Annotated in this window: 19 protein-coding genes and 1 pseudogene; 12 read left to right on the top strand and 8 right to left on the bottom strand. The window is 72.0% G+C overall.

What is annotated here, in order from left to right; translation table 11 throughout:
* Positions 1–30: 30 nt before the first annotated feature.
* The gene (gene mce, locus Sru02f_RS30945) at positions 31–471 is read right to left on the bottom strand and encodes a methylmalonyl-CoA epimerase (protein WP_003973598.1); all 441 of its coding nucleotides are present in this window, start codon (positions 469–471) and stop codon (positions 31–33) included.
* Positions 472–620: 149 nt separating this feature from the next.
* On the opposite strand from mce, the gene Sru02f_RS30940 reads away from it, so the two are divergent.
* The 4 genes and pseudogenes from Sru02f_RS30940 (at position 621) to Sru02f_RS30925 (ending at position 4,416) form a co-directional block, all read left to right on the top strand.
* Positions 621–1,853 (top strand): acetyl-CoA C-acetyltransferase, encoded by a 1,233-nt coding sequence (locus Sru02f_RS30940; protein ID WP_109033469.1) that lies wholly within the window; start codon positions 621–623, stop codon positions 1,851–1,853.
* Positions 1,854–1,889: 36 nt separating this feature from the next.
* Entirely contained in the window at positions 1,890–2,846 is a 957-nt protein-coding gene (meaB, locus tag Sru02f_RS30935) for a methylmalonyl Co-A mutase-associated GTPase MeaB (RefSeq protein WP_011030222.1), read from the top strand.
* A pseudogene (locus Sru02f_RS30930) lies at positions 2,810–3,007 on the top strand (cobyrinate a,c-diamide synthase); the annotation flags it as partial. The gene meaB and the pseudogene Sru02f_RS30930, both read left to right, overlap by 37 nt.
* Positions 3,008–3,120: 113 nt before the next feature.
* Positions 3,121–4,416, top strand: coding sequence for an MFS transporter (locus Sru02f_RS30925; RefSeq protein WP_109033470.1), 1,296 nt, complete (start codon positions 3,121–3,123; stop codon positions 4,414–4,416).
* Here Sru02f_RS30925 and Sru02f_RS30920 read toward each other — a convergent pair.
* Complete coding sequence (locus Sru02f_RS30920) at positions 4,359–5,123, bottom strand: PepSY domain-containing protein (protein WP_109033471.1); 765 nt, start codon at positions 5,121–5,123, stop codon at positions 4,359–4,361. The genes Sru02f_RS30925 and Sru02f_RS30920 overlap by 58 nt on opposite strands.
* Before the next feature lie 135 nt (positions 5,124–5,258).
* Here Sru02f_RS30920 and Sru02f_RS30915 point away from each other — a divergent pair, with 135 nt between their 5' ends.
* Together Sru02f_RS30915 and Sru02f_RS30910 are read left to right on the top strand one after the other, a co-directional pair.
* A complete protein-coding gene (locus tag Sru02f_RS30915) occupies positions 5,259–5,927 on the top strand; it encodes a response regulator transcription factor (protein WP_102932268.1) in 669 nt (222 codons plus the stop codon).
* Positions 5,924–7,357 carry a sensor histidine kinase gene (locus Sru02f_RS30910; RefSeq protein WP_109033472.1) on the top strand — a complete coding sequence of 478 codons (1,434 nt, stop codon included), beginning with the start codon at positions 5,924–5,926 and terminating at the stop codon, positions 7,355–7,357. The genes Sru02f_RS30915 and Sru02f_RS30910 overlap by 4 nt, the downstream gene beginning before the upstream one ends.
* 8 nt (positions 7,358–7,365) lie before the next feature.
* Here Sru02f_RS30910 and Sru02f_RS30905 read toward each other — a convergent pair whose 3' ends face one another.
* The 4 genes from Sru02f_RS30905 to Sru02f_RS30890 form a co-directional block, all read right to left on the bottom strand.
* Positions 7,366–7,842, bottom strand: a complete 477-nt coding sequence (locus Sru02f_RS30905; RefSeq protein ID WP_109033473.1) for a MarR family winged helix-turn-helix transcriptional regulator — start codon at positions 7,840–7,842, stop codon at positions 7,366–7,368.
* Positions 7,843–7,943: 101 nt separating this feature from the next.
* The gene (locus Sru02f_RS30900) at positions 7,944–8,720 is read right to left on the bottom strand and encodes an AIM24 family protein (protein ID WP_109033474.1); all 777 of its coding nucleotides are present in this window, start codon (positions 8,718–8,720) and stop codon (positions 7,944–7,946) included.
* Positions 8,717–9,367 carry an AIM24 family protein gene (locus Sru02f_RS30895; RefSeq protein ID WP_109033475.1) on the bottom strand — a complete coding sequence of 217 codons (651 nt, stop codon included), beginning with the start codon at positions 9,365–9,367 and terminating at the stop codon, positions 8,717–8,719. Before Sru02f_RS30895 ends, Sru02f_RS30900 begins: the two co-directional genes overlap by 4 nt.
* Position 9,368: 1 nt before the next feature.
* Positions 9,369–10,001 (bottom strand): AIM24 family protein, encoded by a 633-nt coding sequence (locus tag Sru02f_RS30890; protein WP_109033476.1) that lies wholly within the window; start codon positions 9,999–10,001, stop codon positions 9,369–9,371.
* A 183-nt stretch (positions 10,002–10,184) separates the two neighbouring features.
* Between Sru02f_RS30890 and Sru02f_RS30885 the strand changes: the two genes are divergently transcribed.
* From Sru02f_RS30885 to Sru02f_RS30865, 5 genes are all read left to right on the top strand, one after another.
* Positions 10,185–10,529 (top strand): DUF3817 domain-containing protein, encoded by a 345-nt coding sequence (locus Sru02f_RS30885; RefSeq protein ID WP_003973588.1) that lies wholly within the window; start codon positions 10,185–10,187, stop codon positions 10,527–10,529.
* Entirely contained in the window at positions 10,526–10,819 is a 294-nt protein-coding gene (locus Sru02f_RS30880; RefSeq protein ID WP_003973587.1) for an MTH1187 family thiamine-binding protein, read from the top strand. The genes Sru02f_RS30885 and Sru02f_RS30880 overlap by 4 nt, the downstream gene beginning before the upstream one ends.
* A gap of 75 nt (positions 10,820–10,894) precedes the next feature.
* Complete coding sequence (locus tag Sru02f_RS30875; RefSeq protein ID WP_003973586.1) at positions 10,895–11,404, top strand: MarR family winged helix-turn-helix transcriptional regulator; 510 nt, start codon at positions 10,895–10,897, stop codon at positions 11,402–11,404.
* Between the two features lie 78 nt (positions 11,405–11,482).
* Entirely contained in the window at positions 11,483–11,824 is a 342-nt protein-coding gene (locus Sru02f_RS30870; protein WP_164276568.1) for a DUF3817 domain-containing protein, read from the top strand.
* Between the two features lie 93 nt (positions 11,825–11,917).
* Positions 11,918–13,618, top strand: a complete 1,701-nt coding sequence (locus Sru02f_RS30865) for an acyl-CoA mutase large subunit family protein (RefSeq protein ID WP_109033478.1) — start codon at positions 11,918–11,920, stop codon at positions 13,616–13,618.
* 29 nt (positions 13,619–13,647) lie between these two features.
* Here the strand turns inward: Sru02f_RS30865 and Sru02f_RS30860 are convergent, their stop codons facing one another.
* Positions 13,648–14,661 carry a GlxA family transcriptional regulator gene (locus Sru02f_RS30860; protein ID WP_109033526.1) on the bottom strand — a complete coding sequence of 338 codons (1,014 nt, stop codon included), beginning with the start codon at positions 14,659–14,661 and terminating at the stop codon, positions 13,648–13,650.
* 69 nt (positions 14,662–14,730) lie between these two features.
* Here Sru02f_RS30860 and Sru02f_RS30855 point away from each other — a divergent pair, with 69 nt between their 5' ends.
* Positions 14,731–15,714, top strand: a complete 984-nt coding sequence (locus tag Sru02f_RS30855) for an NADP-dependent oxidoreductase (RefSeq protein WP_167469694.1) — start codon at positions 14,731–14,733, stop codon at positions 15,712–15,714.
* Between the two features lie 22 nt (positions 15,715–15,736).
* Here Sru02f_RS30855 and Sru02f_RS30850 read toward each other — a convergent pair whose 3' ends face one another.
* Positions 15,737–16,441, bottom strand: a complete 705-nt coding sequence (locus tag Sru02f_RS30850; RefSeq protein ID WP_109033480.1) for a TetR/AcrR family transcriptional regulator — start codon at positions 16,439–16,441, stop codon at positions 15,737–15,739.
* Positions 16,442–16,571: the final 130 nt, after the last annotated feature.

Raw genomic sequence — 16,571 nt, 5'->3', positions numbered from 1 at the left:
CCCAACCCTACCGGCCCATATGTACGAGGGTCAGTGCTCAGGTGACTCAACGGCCGCCGAAGTGACCAGTTCTGTCAGTACGCCATGGCAGTCCTTGGGGTGCAGGAAGGTGATCCGCGACCCCATGGAACCGCGCCGGGGCTCGTCGTACAGAACGCGTACGCCCTTGTCGCGGATGTCAGCGGCGTCCGCGTCCACGTCCGCCGTACCGAAGGCGATGTGGTGGACGCCCTCGCCGTTCTTCGCGAGCCACTTGCCGACCGCGGAGTCCTCCCGGGTCGGCTCCAGGAGCTGGAGGTACGAGGCGCCCCCGTCCGACGTATCGTTGATCTTGAGCATGGCTTCGCGCACACCCTGCTCCTCGTTGACCTCGGTGTGGAACACCTCGAAGCCGTAGGTGGCACGGTAGAACTCGACGGTCGCGTCGAGGTCGTGGCAGGCGATTCCGATGTGGTCGATTCGCGTCAGCATGGTTTCAGTGCAGCGCTCCGGAGGTGGTTACGCAACGTGCGCGCGATCACACCGACAGCCCGGTGACGGGCGGGATACCGCTCAGTACATTCGAGTAAACCCTCGTTCACTCCTCGGCCTGTGCGGGCCGGAAAAGGGGACCGCAGCTCATGTCTTCTGGAACCACTGAAACCTCTGGAACCTCTGGAACGAACGGCACCACCTCCGTCGTCGTCGCGGGTGCCCGCACCCCGATGGGGCGGCTGCTCGGCTCCCTGAAGTCCTTCAGCGGGGCCGACCTCGGCGGATTCGCCATCAAGGCGGCCCTCGACCGCGCCGGGATCGGCGGGGACCAGGTCCAGTACGTGATCATGGGACAGGTGCTCCAGGCCGGCGCCGGGCAGATCCCCGCCCGCCAGGCCGCCGTCAAGGCCGGCATCCCCATGAGCGTCCCGGCGCTCACGATCAACAAGGTGTGCCTCTCCGGCCTCGACGCCATCGCACTCGCCGACCAGCTCATTCGCGCGGGTGAATTCGACGTGATCGTCGCGGGCGGCCAGGAGTCCATGACCAACGCCCCGCACCTGCTGCCCAAGTCCCGCGAGGGCTACAAGTACGGCGCGGTCCAGATGATCGACGCCATGGCGTACGACGGCCTGACCGACTCCTTCGAGGACATCGCCATGGGCGAGTCCACGGAGAAGCACAACACCCGGCTGGGCATCGAGCGCGCCGCCCAGGACGAGATCGCCGCCCTGTCCCACCAGCGTGCCGCCGCCGCCCAGAAGGACGGTGTCTTCGACGCGGAGATCACCCCGGTCGAGATCCCGCAGCGCAAGGGCGACCCGGTGCTGTTCAGCAAGGACGAGGGCATCCGCGGCGACACCACCGCCGAGTCGCTCGGCAAGCTGCGTCCGGCCTTCGCCAAGGACGGCACCATCACCGCCGGCTCGTCCTCGCAGATCTCGGACGGCGCGGCGGCCGTGGTCGTGATGAGCCGGGCCAAGGCCGAGGAGCTGGGCCTGGAGTGGATCGCGGAGATCGGCGCGCACGGCAATGTCGCGGGCCCGGACAACTCTTTGCAGTCGCAGCCGTCGAACGCCATCCGGCACGCCCTGAAGAAGGAGGGCCTGGAGGTCGCCGACCTCGACCTGATCGAGATCAACGAGGCCTTCGCGGCCGTGGCCGTGCAGTCAATGAAGGACCTCGGTGTGTCCACCGAAAAGGTGAACGTCAACGGTGGTGCCATCGCCCTCGGTCACCCGATCGGCATGTCCGGCGCACGGCTGGTGCTGCACCTGGCGCTGGAACTGAAGCGGCGTGGCGGCGGCGTGGGCGCGGCCGCGCTGTGCGGCGGCGGCGGTCAGGGCGACGCGCTGATCGTGCGGGTGCCCGGGGCCTGACCCCCGAGTTACGACTTCTCACTGAACGGAGCTGTGATGCAGGACGTCTCCTCACTGGTGGCCCAGGCCCGGGAAGGCCGGCCGCGGGCCGTGGCCCGGCTGATCTCCCTGGTGGAGGGGGCGTCCCCGCAGCTCAGGGAGGTCATGGAGGCGCTCGCGCCGCTCACCGGCAACGCGTACGTGGTCGGCCTGACCGGCTCCCCGGGGGTCGGCAAGTCGACGTCCACCTCGGCGCTGGTCACGGCGTACCGCAAGCAGGGCAGGCGGGTCGGCGTGCTCGCCGTCGACCCGTCCTCCCCCTTCTCCGGCGGTGCCCTGCTCGGCGACCGCGTCCGGATGTCGGAGCACGCCTCCGACCCGGGCGTCTACATCCGCTCGATGGCCACCCGCGGTCACCTCGGCGGGCTCGCCTGGGCCGCCCCGCAGGCGATCCGCGTGCTGGACGCGGCCGGCTGCGACGTGGTCCTGGTGGAGACGGTGGGCGTCGGCCAGTCGGAGGTCGAGATCGCCTCCCAGGCCGACACCTCCGTCGTCCTGCTCGCCCCCGGCATGGGCGACGGCATCCAGGCGGCCAAGGCCGGAATCCTGGAGATCGGCGACGTCTACGTGGTCAACAAGGCCGACCGGGACGGCGCGGACGCGACCGCCCGCGAGCTGAACCACATGCTGGGCCTCGGCGAGGCGCGCGCCGCCGGCGACTGGCGGCCGCCCATCGTCAAGACGGTCGCCGCGCGCGGCGAGGGCGTCGACGAGGTGGTCGAGGCGCTGGAGAAGCACCGTGCGTGGATGGAGGAACGGGACGTCCTCACCGAGCGGCGCCGGGCCCGTGCGGCGCGCGAGGTCGAGACCATCGCCGTCACCACGCTGCGTGAGCGCATCGGTGACCTGCACGGGGACCGGCGGCTGGGCGCCCTGGCGGAGCGGATCGTCGCCGGGGAACTGGATCCGTACCGGGCGGCGGACGAGCTGGTGGCGGGGCTGACGCGGGGCTGACGCGGGGGCTCACGCGAGCGCTGAGCGGTGCGGGGTGGCTTTCTGGCGTACAGCTTCTCTCGCCCCCGCCGCCCCTTCCCATTCCCGTCCCCGGGGGCTGCGCCCCCAGACCCCGCTTTCGGCCTGAACGGCCTCGTCCTCAAGCGCCGGACGGGCTAAAGTGACCCGCGTGTTCCTCCTCTTGGCCTAGGACCCGCCCCGCACGCGACCGCCGCATCCGGCCGTCGCGCGCATCGGCGTCCCCTAGTTGCCTTCCTGCTGAGGAACCCTTCGCGTGTCCACACCTCTTTCGCGGCCCTCGTACGCCGCCGTGCTCCGTGTCCCCCATGCCCGCCGCACGTTCTCGGCCGCCCTCGTCGGGCGACTCTCGTACGGCACGGTCTCCCTCGCCCTGATGCTCTCCCTGACCCGGTCCACCGGGTCGTACGCCGTGGCCGGGCTGGTCATGGCGCTCTTCGGCGCCACGAGCGTCTTCCTGTCCCCCTACCGTGCCTCCCTCGTCGACCGGCACGGTCCGCGCCGGGCCCTGCTGCCCATGGCCCTGCTCTACGCCGCCCTGCTCTGCGTGCTGGCGGCGGCCTGCCGGCGTCCGGGCACCTCCGAGGCCGTCCTCGCGGTGACCGCCGGGCTCGCGGGCGCCTGCACGCCCCCGCTCGGCCCCACGATGCGCGCGGTGTGGGCCGAACTGCTCCCGGACCGGCTGCTGTTGCAGCGGGCCTACAGCGTGGACGGCGTTGCCGAGGAACTGCTCTTCGTCTCCGGCCCGCTCCTGGTCGGCGGCATCGTCGCCGTCGCTTCACCGGTGGCCGGCGTCGTGCTCAGCGCGGTGCTGGTGGCGGCCGGCACCCTCGCCTTCGTCACCTCACCGGCGACCGCGGCGCTGCGCCCGGCGGGGCGGGGGAAGAGCGACGGCCCCGCACCCGGCCGAGGTGGCACGGGGCAGGGCCGGGCGCTGCTTCAGCCCGTCGTCGTCGCGGCGGCCGTCGGCGTCTCGGTGAGCGCCGTCGACCTCCTCGTCGTGGCCTTCGCGGGGGAGCGCGGCCTCGGGGACGGCACGGTCGCCTGGGTGCTCGCGGCGCTGTCGGTGGGCTCCGCGGTCGGCGGTCTCGTCAACGGCGCCGTCGCCTGGAGTTCGCCCACCCGGGCGCGGCTCCCGTTCTTCGCGGCCGGTGTCGGCCTCTGCCTCGCCGCCGCGGGCCTCGCGCCCGGACTCGGCACGCTGGTCCTGGCCGTCATGTGCGCGGGCCTGTTCGTGGCCCCGGCGCTGACCACGGCGTACCTGATCGCCGACGAGAGCGTGGCGCCCGGTTTCCGGGTCCGGGCGGGCGCCTGGTGCAACACCGCCGTGAACGCGGGGATGTCGGTCGGCGCCGCCGCGGTGGGCCTGCTGGTGGAACGGCTGCCGCTGCCGGTGTGCTTCGCGGTCGCCGGCGCGGTCGCCGCGGCGGCGGCACTGGTGCCGGGGTACCGCCGCGGGTCGGCCCGGCCCGCCGGAGGGACCGGAGGGGCCGCTCAGTCGTCGTCGGTGTCGTCGGAGCTGCCGGAGTCGTCGGCGTCGTCCGAGTCGTGAGAGCCGTGCGCGCCGTCCGAGCGGTCGGCCGTGACCTCTCCGGTCTTCGGGTCGACCCGCCAGTCCTGCTCACCCTTGCCGGAGGCGTGCGTCTCGACCTCCCAGGCGGGCTTCCCGTCGCCGTAGTGGCCGTCCTCGTCAAGTTCGACGGAGGTGACGGTGCCGTGTCCGGCCGCCGCCTTCGCCGCCTCGGCGGCGTCCACCGAGGCGCCCTTCAGGGCCGCGCGCACCTCGGCGGTGTCGTCCTCGTCGTCCTTCTCCGAGCCGAGGACCTTGCCGGTGGCCGGGTCGACCCGGACGCTGTGCCAGGTGCCGTCGCCGGAGAGGACGTCGACCTCCCAGGCCGCCCGCTCGCGGCGGTCGTCGCCGTCGTCGTCCCCGTCCTGGTCGTCGTCCTCGTCGTCCAACTCGGCGGAGACCGCGGTGCCCGGGGTGTCCGCGAGCGCGGCGGCGACGGCGTCGGCCGCCGTCACCTTCGCGGAGGCGGCACGGACCGCATCGTCGTCACGGGCCGCGTCGTCGTCGCGGTCGTCGGCCTCGTCGCGGTCGTCGGCCTCGTCCCGTACCCCGCCGTCGTCCGACACGCTCACGTCCGCGCGGGGCGTCGTGCCCCGGTCGTCGTCCCCCGTCGTTGCCAGCGCCGTCGCCGTACCGCCTCCGACCAGTGCGGCGGCGGTGACGGCGGCGATCACGATGTTGCGCTTCATGCGGTTTTCCTCCGAGTCGTCAGAGATCATCCAGAGTCCGGCAGTTTCCGGTGACTTCACTGTCGCGGACCGACGCTGAGGCCAGGCTGAAGCCGCCTGAAGGGATCTTCAGCTCGGCTTTGGGACCCTCTAGACATGCGCCTGTTGATCGTGGAGGACGAGAAGCGCCTCGCCGTGTCGCTCGCCAAGGGCCTCACCGCGGAGGGATACGCCGTGGACGTCGTCCACGACGGCCTGGAGGGACTGCACCGGGCGGGTGAGGGCGTGTACGACCTCGTCATCCTCGACATCATGCTGCCCGGCCTCAACGGCTACCGGGTCTGCGCCGCCCTGCGCGCCGCCGGGCACGACGTGCCGATCCTGATGCTCACCGCCAAGGACGGCGAGTACGACGAGGCCGAGGGCCTGGACACGGGCGCCGACGACTACCTCACCAAGCCCTTCTCCTACGTCGTCCTCGTCGCCCGGGTGAAGGCCCTGCTGCGCCGCCGGGGACAGGGTGCCGGTGCCTCGCCCGTGCACGTCCACGGCGACCTCAGGGTCGACACCGCCGCACGCCGGGTCTTCCTCGGCGAGGACGAGGTCACCCTCACCGCCAAGGAGTTCGCCGTCCTGGAGCAGCTCGTGGTGCGGGCCGGGCAGGTGGTGTCCAAGGCGGAGATCCTGGAGCACGTCTGGGACTTCGCCTACGACGGCGACCCGAACATCGTCGAGGTGTACGTCAGCGCGCTGCGGCGCAAGCTGCGCGCCGGGCTGATCCGGACCGTGCGCGGCGCCGGCTACCGGCTGGAGACCGGGCGGTGAGCCGCCTCTTCGCCTCGGTGCGGGCCCGTGCCACGCTCGCCGCCACCCTCGTGGTCGCCGTCGCCCTCGTCGCGGCCGGCACCGCCGTCCTGCTCTCCCTGCGCTCCAACCTGCTCGGCGAGGCGGGCACCCAGGCCGAGCGCTCGGCGCGGGAGGTGGCGACGGAGCTGGCCGTCGGGACCCGGTACGCGGACCTGTCGCTGGACGTGGACGACCGGCCGGTGCAGGTCGTCGACGACGACGGCGTGCTGGTCGCCGCCAGCGAGGACCTGGAGCGGATCAGCGGCACCGGCGTCGACGCGGTGAAGCCGCGGCCCGCCGCCTCCCCGAGCGGGGAGGACGACGACGCCGACGACTCCGGCGAGTCCCTCGAACCCGGCGAGATCGGCGGACGGATCACCGTCAGCGACGGCTCGGCGACCGTCGACGGGGACACGGAGGACTACCGTTTCGCCGCCGTCCCGGTGAAGACCGACGACCGGGGCACGCTCACCGTCTACGCCGGAGCCCCGCTCTCCGCCGAACACGGCGCCGTGAACACCGCCCTGACGGTGATGCTGATCGGCTTCCCGCTGCTGCTCGCGGTCGTGGCATGGGTGACCTGGCTCGTCACCCGGCGCGCGCTGCGCCCGGTGGAGGGCATCCGGCGCGAGATGGCCGCGATCACCGCCAGCGAGGACCTGGCCCGGCGCGTCCCGGTGCCGGGCACCCACGACGAGGTGGCCAGGCTCGCCACCACCACCAACGAGACGCTGGCCGCCCTGGAGTCCTCGGTGGAGCGGCAGCGCGGCTTCGTCGCCGACGCCTCGCACGAGCTGCGCAGCCCGATCGCGTCGCTGCGCACCCAGCTGGAGGTGGCCGCCGCCCATCCCGAGCTGCTGGATCTGGACGGCGCCGTGGCGGACACCGTACGGCTCCAGCGGCTCGCCGCCGATCTGCTGCTGCTGGCCAGGCTGGACGCGGGGGAGCGGCCCGCCGACGCCCGGGTCGACCTCGCGGCGCTCGCGCGGGAGGCGGCAGAGGGGCGGGCCGGGGTGCGTGTGCGGGGGGACGAGGGCGTGGTGAGTGTGGCCGGATCGCGCGGGCAGCTGGGGCGGGTGCTGGCCAATCTGCTGGACAACGCCGAGCGGCACGCCCGCTCGGCGGTGGAGGTGTCCGTGCGGTGGGACGGGGACACGGCGCTGGTCGCCGTGGCCGACGACGGCGAAGGCGTGCCGGCGGCCGACCGGGAGCGGATCTTCGAGCGGTTCGTACGGCTCGACGACGCCCGCAGCCGCGACGACGGCGGGGCCGGTCTCGGACTGGCCATCGCCCGCGACGTCGCCATGCGGCACGGTGGCACGCTCACCGTGCACGACGCGCCGGCAGGCGGTGCCCTGTTCGAGCTCCGCCTGCCGGGTGCCCGGTACCGCACGGCCCGGGACGGGTGATCAGGGACTCAGGGTCGTCCCCGCTGCCCGCGCAGGTGTTCCGCGATGGGCTTGAGCGCCTTGTCCAGCTCCGTCAGGTCCTCCGGGGCCAGCAGGTCGATGAAGTGCCTGCGGACGGATGCCACGTGGTGCGGCGCGACCTTCCGCATCGTCTCCATGCCGTGCTCGGTGAGGACGGCGAAGAGCCCGCGCCGGTCGGACTCGCAGTTCTCCCGCCGGACCAGGTTCGCGCTCTCCATGCGGGTGATCTGGTGGGAGAGGCGGCTCTTGGACTGCATCGTGGCGGTGGCCAGGTCGCTCATCCGCATCCTGTCGCCCTCCGACTCGGAGAGGTTCACCAGGATCTCGTAGTCGTTCATTGTCAGGCCGAACGGCTGCAGGTCCTTCTCGAGCTGGTGCGTCAACAGCCTGTTGACCTCCAGGTGGGTGCGCCAAGCACACTGCTCCGTATCGGTCAGCCAGCGAGTGGCCGTCTCGGTCTCCATGAATGAAGTCTACCTAAAAGGTTGAAATGCGAACTAGTGAGGGGTTTCCCGTGACGGTGACGGTGCGCACGCGTTCGATGTCACACTCCGCAGATTACCGCTCACAGCCCGAAGCGGCGCTGGAGGTCCCCCAGCTGTCCGGGAAGTCCCGGTACCCCCGACCGGCCTCCCGGCGCTCCGGGAGCCCCCGTGCCGGGCACCCCCGCCTGCTGCGGGGGAGCCCCCACGGCCTGCTCCGCCATCAGCGCCTCGCTCGACTGCAGCAGGACCGTCCCCGCGCCCACGAACTCGAACTGGTGCTCCTCCCCGGAGGCCCCGCCGAGCCCCGTCATCGCACGTAGACCGCCCAGTAGGCCGGTCATGTACCCGTGGTCGTAGTGGTGGCACGGAGACGGGCAGTCGGCCCAGCCGACCAGGGCCTGCGGGTCGACCCGGATCGGCGGTTCCATGAACACCACCGGACCGTTGGACGCGGCCACGAACTTCCCGGTTCCGATCAGCGTCAGGAAGCCCGGCACGATCGACTGCTTGAGCGCGAGGCTTGGCTGAAAAGCGAGCAGATTGCCCGAGCGAATGGTCAGGTTGCCGTCTTCGAGGTCGTACGAATTCACGTCGAAGGCCCGGTCGGCGAGGAGCATCTTGCCCGAGCCCTCCGCCACGACCCAGTCGCTCGCGTGCAGAGGCGAATGGAACGACGTGCGCACCAGACGGTCCAGCCGGCCGTGCCCGATCCCGTTGAAGTCGATCGTCCCGTAGTAGGCGATCATCTTCCCCTTCTGCAGGAACCACTGGCTCCCCTTCAGCTCCACACAGAAGGTGTACGCGTTGACGTTGTCGTCGGCCGGCAGCGTCGCCGGGTCGTGGTGGACCGTGCTCACAGCTTCTCCTCCGACGCCTGGACGAACACCGTGCCGCTGCCGCTCAGCTCCAGCTGGAACGCCTCGCCGGAGCCGCGTCCCACCATGTCCCGCCAGCCCAGGGCCGTGGACAGCTTGTTGCGCACGTCGCCGTGGTGGGCGACGTAGGCCTGCGGGTCGACGCGCACCGGGCGCTGCGGGGTGACGGGCACCTCGAAGACGCCCCCGTGGGCCATCACCGCCACCGAGCCGTGGCCCTTGAGGGACGTGGTGAACAGCCCCTGCCCGCTCACCTGCCCCCGCACCATGCCCATGACCCCGCCCTGGGAGCCCAGGAACACGGTGCTCTGCTCCAGGGTGCCCTCGAAGGCGAGGAGGCGGTCCGCCTCCACGTACAGGGTGTCGCCCGACAGGTTGATCACCTGGACGTGGTGGCCGCCGTGCCCGAAGAGCACGGTGCCGCTGCCCTCGACGGTCATCAGCGGCGTGTCCTCGTTCGCCACCCGGCGGCCGATCATCGACATGACGCCGCCCTGCCCGCCGCGCAGATTGGGGGTGAAGGACACCTCGCCCTGGTAGGCGAGCATCGCCCCGCGCTGACTGAACAGCCGCTGCCCCGGCGCGACGGTCGCCCGGACCATCTTGGAATTGATCTCCTCGAAGGCCATCTCACACATCCCCCGCGATCGTGTTCCGCTCGCTCGGCTGCACGTACACCAGTCCGTCGCCCTCGAAGCGGATCTGGAAGGCCTCCCCGCCGCCCTCGCCCAACAGCGTGCGGAAGGTCACACCCGACTGGAAGGACTGCCGCAGGTTCCCCTGGTGCGCCACGTACGCCCCCGGGTCGACGGTCAGCGGGTACTGGGGGCCGACCCGCAGCACCACCGCGGGACCGTCGGACATGATCGCCGCCTGCCCGTGCCCCTCGATCGTCGTGGTGAACAGCCCGTTGCCCTGGGAGGCGCCGCGCGTGCCCGTGAAACTGGTCCCGGTGCGCAGCCCGGCGTCGGCCGCCAGGAAGTTGCTCGACTCGACGTACAGCTTGTCGCCCTGGAGCCCCACCAGGGTGATCTCCGAGGCCCGGTCCGCGAACCAGCAGGTCCCCTGCCCCCTCACCTCCATCACCGTCATCTGCTCGCCGGTGATCCGCCGGGTCACCATGCCCCGGATGCCCTCACCGCCGCCGCTGAGCTTCTTGAAGGCCATCTCCCCGTCGTACGCGACCATCGAGCCGTTCTTCGCCTTCACGGCGTCTTGGGTCATGTCGACGGCGAGGACCTTGCTGCCTTGAAGTCGGAACATCGCCACGCTGCGAAAGTAGCCCCGGCACGGGTGGACAGAACAGGGCCCACGGGTGGAGAACGACCCTGAGTCCATCCCTTGGGGCATTGTTTGCCACAATGGGCGAACGATTGTGCTTCCGTTCACAAGGCGGACCGCACACCGCCCGCGCCGTCGGCGCATCCTCCCTTCCGAAGGTGACCCGTGGACCTCAAGACCGCCACCGCCCTCCGCCGCCTCCGCCTGGTCTCGGCCCCCGAGGCGATCTCGTTCCTCCTCCTGCTCGTCTGCTCCGTGCTGAAGCGGACCACCGACTTCAACGCGGTGCCGGCGATGGGCATGATCCACGGTGTCCTCTTCGTGCTGTACGTGATCTTCTGGGCCGACGCCTGGAACCGCGCCAAGTGGCCGCTGAAGACCGCCGCCCTCTACTTCGTCCTCTCGGTCCTGCCGACCGGCGGCTTCTTCGCCGAGCGCAAGCTCAAGCGCGAGGCCGAGAGCGCGGTCATCGCCTCCCGCGCCCGTCAGGAAGGGATCGTCAACGCATGATCGTCGCCTTCTCCGTGACGCCGCTCGGCGTCGGCGAGGACGTGGGGGAGTACGTCGCCGACGCCGTCCGGGTGGTCCGCGAGTCCGGGCTGCCGAACCGCACCGACGCGATGTTCACGTCCGTCGAGGGCGAGTGGGACGAGGTCATGGACGTCGTCCGGCGGGCCGTCGCCGCCGTCGAGGCACGCGCGCCGCGGGTCTCCCTGGTCCTCAAGGCGGACATCCGCCCCGGCGTGACGGACGGCCTCACGTCGAAGGTCGAGACGGTCGAGCGCCACCTCGCCCCATGACCGTGCGGCGGGCGGTGGTATCGAAAGGCGAGACGGGGCTGACCGGCATGTGACCGGCCGGTAAGGTCTCTTGCCGTGCCGAAGCCCCTCAGTCTCTCCTTCGATCCCATCGCCCGAGCCGACGAACTCTGGGCACAGCGCTGGGGCGGTGTGCCCTCCATGGCGGCGATCACCTCGATCATGCGGGCCCAGCAGATCCTGCTGGGTGAGGTCGACGCCGTGGTCAAGCCGTACGGGCTGACCTTCGCGCGCTACGAGGCGCTGGTGCTGCTCACCTTCTCCAAGTCGGGCGAACTGCCGATGTCCAAGATCGGCGAGCGCCTGATGGTGCACCCCACCTCCGTGACGAACACCGTCGACCGGCTGGTGCGCTCCGGCCTGGTGGCCAAGCGCCCCAACCCCAACGACGGCCGCGGCACGCTGGCCACCATCACCGACAAGGGCCGCGAGGTCGTCGAGGCGGCCACCCGCGACCTGATGGCGATGGACTTCGGCCTGGGCGCGTACGACGCCGAGGAGTGCGGCGAGATCTTCGCGATGCTCAGGCCGCTGCGGGTCGCCGCGGGGGACTTCGACGAGGACTGAGCGCGCGGGCCGGGCGGGCCCGGCGAGTCGCCCGACCCGGTCGAAGATCGCGCGAAACGGGCGGTTACGCTCGGAGCCATGAAAAAAAGCGTGCTGACCCGCTACCGGGTCATGGCGTACGTCACCGGTGTGCTGCTGATCGCGCTGTGCCTCGGCATGATCGCGAAGTACGTCCTGGATCTGGGCGGCGCCGCCGACTTCACCCAGGTCGTCAGCATCGCCCACGGCTGGCTGTACGTGATCTACCTGGTCTTCGCCTTCGACCTGGGCTCCAAGGCGAAGTGGCCGGTGAAGAAGCAGCTCTGGGTGCTGCTCGCCGGGACCGTTCCGACGGCCGCCTTCTTCGTGGAGCGCAGGGTCACCCAGGAGCTGGACGCGAAGGTCGCCGCCACCGAGGCGCCCGCCCCCGTCAAGGCGTAACCGGCCCCTCACCGGCCGTCCCACCGCCGTGCGGACACCCGTACGGCGGTACCCCATCGACATTTACTTGGACGTCCTAGTAAATTTGAAGGTATGGACGCTCATGCCATAGAGGAGGGCCGCCTTCGCTGGCAGGCCCGGTACGACGCGGCGCGCAAGCGCGACGCGGACTTCACCACGCTCTCCGGAGACCCCGTGGAGCCGGTGTACGGACCCCGCCCCGGGGACGAGTACGAGGGCTTCGAGCGGATCGGCTGGCCGGGCGAGTACCCCTTCACCCGCGGCCTGTATCCGACCGGATACCGCGGGCGTACGTGGACCATCCGGCAGTTCGCCGGGTTCGGCAACGCCGAGCAGACCAACGAGCGCTACAAGATGATCCTCCGCAACGGCGGCGGCGGGCTCTCGGTCGCCTTCGACATGCCGACGCTGATGGGCCGCGACTCCGACGACCCGCGCTCGCTGGGCGAGGTCGGGCACTGCGGGGTGGCCATCGACTCGGCCGCCGACATGGAGGTGCTGTTCAAGGACATCCCGCTCGGCGACGTGACGACCTCCATGACGATCAGCGGGCCCGCCGTGCCCGTGTTCTGCATGTACCTGGTCGCCGCCGAGCGCCAGGGCGTCGACGCGTCCGTGCTCAACGGCACGCTGCAGACCGACATCTTCAAGGAGTACATCGCCCAGAAGGAGTGGCTCTTCCAGCCCGAGCCCCACCTCCGGCTCATCGGCGACCTCATGGAGTACTGCGCGGCCGGCATCCCCGCCTACAAGCCGCTCTCCGTCTCCGGCTACCACATCCGCGAGGCGGGCGCGACGGCCGCGCAGGAGCTGGCGTACACGCTCGCCGACGGCTTCGGATACGTGGAACTGGGGCTCAGCCGCGGGCTCGACGTGGACGTCTTCGCGCCCGGCCTCTCCTTCTTCTTCGACGCGCACCTCGACTTCTTCGAGGAGATCGCCAAGTTCCGCGCGGCCCGCAGGATCTGGGCCCGCTGGATGCGCGACGTGTACGGGGCGCGGACCGACAAGGCGCAGTGGCTGCGGTTCCACACCCAGACCGCCGGGGTCTCGCTCACCGCGCAGCAGCCGTACAACAACGTCGTGCGGACCGCCGTCGAGGCGCTGTCGGCCGTGCTCGGGGGGACCAACTCCCTGCACACCAACGCGCTCGACGAGACCCTCGCGCTGCCCAGCGAGCAGGCCGCCGAGATCGCCCTGCGCACCCAGCAGGTGCTGATGGAGGAGACCGGCGTCGCCAACGTCGCCGACCCGTTGGGCGGTTCCTGGTTCGTCGAGCAGCTGACCGACCGCATCGAGGCCGACGCGGAGAAGATCTTCGAGCAGATCAAGGAGCGGGGGCTGCGCGCCCACCCCGACGGGCAGCACCCCGTCGGCCCGATCACCTCCGGTCTGCTGCGCGGCATCGAGGACGGCTTCTTCACCGGAGAGATCGCCGAGTCCGCCTTCCGCTACCAGCAGTCCTTGGAGAAGGACGACAAGAAGGTGGTCGGCGTCAACGTCCACACCGGCTCCGTCACCGGCGACCTGGAGATCCTGCGGGTCAGCCACGAGGTCGAGCGCGAGCAGGTGCGGGTCCTGGGCGAGCGCAAGGACGCCCGCGACGACGCCGCCGTGCGCGGCGCCCTGGACGCCATGCTGGCCGCGGCCCGCTCCGGCGGCAACATGATCGAGCCGATGCTGGACGCGGTGCGCGCGGAGGCGACGCTGGGCGAGATCTGCGGTGTACTGCGCGACGAGTGGGGGGTGTACACGGAACCGGCGGGGTTCTGAGCGAGCCGGCATCCACCCGGGGCGGCGCCCTACGGCACCGAGGCGCGGAACGTGCGCCGGTACGCCGAGGGGGCGACGCCCGCCTCGGCGGCCAGGTGGCGGCGCAGCGAGGTGGCGGTGGCGAAGCCGACCTCGTGGGCGACCCGTTCCACCGGCAGGTCGCTGGACTCCAGCAGGTGCCGGGCCCGCCGCAGCCGCTGCTGGGTCAGCCAGCGGCCGGGACTGAGACCGGTCTCCTCCCGGAAGCGCCGGGCGAAGGTGCGGGTGCTCATCGCCGCGTGCGCGGCCAACTCGTCCAGGGACAGGGGCCGGTCCAGCCGGTGCAGCGCCCAGTCGCGGGTCGGGCCGGTGCCCGTCCCGCTCGCCGGCGGCACCGGCCGCTCGATGTACTGGGCCTGGCCGCCGTCCCGGTACGGCGGTACGACGCACCGGCGGGCCACCTGGTTGGCCACCTCGCTGCCGTGGTCCCGGCGCACCAGGTGCAGGCAGACGTCGACGCCGCTCGCCGCGCCCGCCGAGGTCAGCACGTCGCCGTGGTCGACGAAGAGCACGTCGGCGTCCAGCTCGACCCGGGGGAACAGCTCCCGGAAGTGGTCGGTGAGCGCCCAGTGGGTGGTGGCCCGGCGTCCGTCCAGGAGGCCGGCCGCGGCCAGCAGGAAGGCGCCGGTGCAGATCGACACCAGGCGGGCGCCGGGGCGGACCCGGGCCAGGGCGGCGAGCGCCCGCGGATCCGGCACGGCGGCGGACGCGGCCGTGACGGCGTACGGCGGCACGATCACGGTGTCCGCGTCGGCCAGCACCTCTGGGCCGTGCGCCGGGGTGACGGTCAGGTCCGAGTCGGTGCGCACGGGCCGCCCGTCGACGCTCGCGGAGCGCACTTCGTAGCGCCCGTCGGCGGAACCCAGGACCCGGTGCGGGATGCCGAGTTCGAAGGGGTAGACGCCGTCCAGGGCGAGGACGGCGACCTGGTGGGCGCCGGGGCGGGGCGCCGGGCGCATCAGGCGGTCCAGTTCGGCCGCGCGGGCGGCGGCGTCGGCGAGCATGGCACGAATGTATCGGAGGATGACCTTCTTGCCATGGCCCGGCCCCGGACCGACGGCCAGCATGGGGTCATGACCTTGACGGACACTCCCGCGAACGGCGCTTCCCCGCACGGCGCCCCGACGATGCTCGCCCTGCACCAGACGGCCCTCGGCGGCCCCGAGGTGCTGCGGCCCACCGAACTGCCGCGGCCCGAACCGGGACCGGGCGAGATCCTCGTCGCCGTGCACGCCGCCGGGCTGAACCCCACGGACTTCAAGCACCGCGCCCTGAAGATCTTCCTGCCGCCCCCGCCGCTGACCCTCGGCTGGGACGTCTCCGGCACCGTGGTGGAGACCGGTTTCGGCGTCACCCTCTTCCGGCCCGGCGACGAGGTGTTCGGCATGCTGCCCTACCCGCACGGGCACGGCTCGCACGCCGAGTACGTGACCGGCCCGGCCCGCGCCTTCGCCGCCAAGCCCGCCGGGATCGACCACGTCCAGGCCGCCGCCCTCCCGCTGGCCGCGCTCACCGCCTGGCAGGCCCTCGTCGACACCGCAGGCCTCCGGGCCGGGCAGCGGGTGCTGATCCACGCGGCGGCCGGTGGCGTGGGCCATCTCGCCGTACAGCTCGCCAAGGAGCGGGGCGCGCACGTCACCGGCACCGCCAGCGCACCCAAGCACGCGTTCCTGCGCGAACTCGGTGCGGACGCCTGCGTCGACTACCGCTCCGCGGACTTCACCGACACCGAGGAGCGTTACGACGTCGTCCTCGACACGCTCGGCGGGGAGACCGCCACCCGTTCCGTGGGCGTGCTCCGCCCCGGCGGCATCGTCGTCTCCCTGCTGCCGGGCGACGCGCACACCGGCGCCGCGGCCGAGCGGGCCGGGGTCCGCGCCGTCGTCCTGCTCGTCGAGCACGACCACGCCGGGATGCGCGCCGTCGCCGAACTCGTCGAACGGGGGAGCCTGCGCGCCCACGTGTCCGGCACCTTCCCGCTCGCCGAGGGCGCCCGGGCACACGCCCAGGGAGAGACCGGCCGCACCACGGGCAAGCTGGTACTCACCGTGCGCTGAGCGGGCCCGGACCGGCCGCGTCCTACCGGGGCGCGGCCGCTTCCGCGTCGGCCCCGCCGCCTGGGTCGACACCCTCGCCGTCCCCGCCGTCCCCACTGTCCGCGGGCTCCCCGCCGGCGCCGGCCAGACCCCACAGCAGTACCTGTGTCAGGCCGCGCACCCACTCCTCGTCCGCGGCCCGGGCGCTGACCAGCGTGCGGTGCACCACCGCGCCCGCCACCACGTCGAAGATGAGGTCCGCCGTGCGGGCGGCCTCGGCCGCACCGTTCTCCGGCGGCAGCTCGCCGCGTGCCTGGGCACGGGCCCTGCCCTCCAGTACCAGGCGCTTCTGCCGTTCGACGATCGACGTGCGGATGCGCTCGCGCAGCGCGTCGTCGCGCGTGGACTCCGCGACCACCGCCATCAGGCCGCTCCTGGCCTCCGGTCGGGCCAGGATCGCCGCGAACTGGAGCACCACGCCCTCGATGTCGGCGGCGAGGGAGCCGCGGTCGGGCAGTTCGAGCTCGTCGAACAGCTCCGCCACCGCGTCCACGACCAGCTCGTTCTTGCCCGCCCAGCGGCGGTAGAGCGTCGTCTTGGCAACCCCGGCCCGGGTGGCGACGTCTCCCAGGGTGAGCTTCGACCAGCCGAGGTCGACCAGGGCGGCCCGCGTCGCGGCCAGGATCGCGGTGTCCGCCGCGGCACTGCGCGGGCGCCCGGCACGGCCGGCTGGGGTGCTGCTCTGCATCCCCCGACCTTAACCGGCGGGTAACACGCGGCCGCTCGTGAGACAGATCACCGCGACGGGGTCTGGCGGTGGGGTGTTCCGACGGGCCGTCCTGGCATTACGCTACGACTCGTAGCGAAAGCGCGGGTCC

This window comes from Streptomyces rubrogriseus (assembly GCF_027947575.1).
Taxonomy (GTDB): Bacteria; Actinomycetota; Actinomycetes; order Streptomycetales; family Streptomycetaceae; genus Streptomyces; species Streptomyces rubrogriseus.
This window is presented reverse-complemented; position numbering and strand designations above follow the sequence as displayed.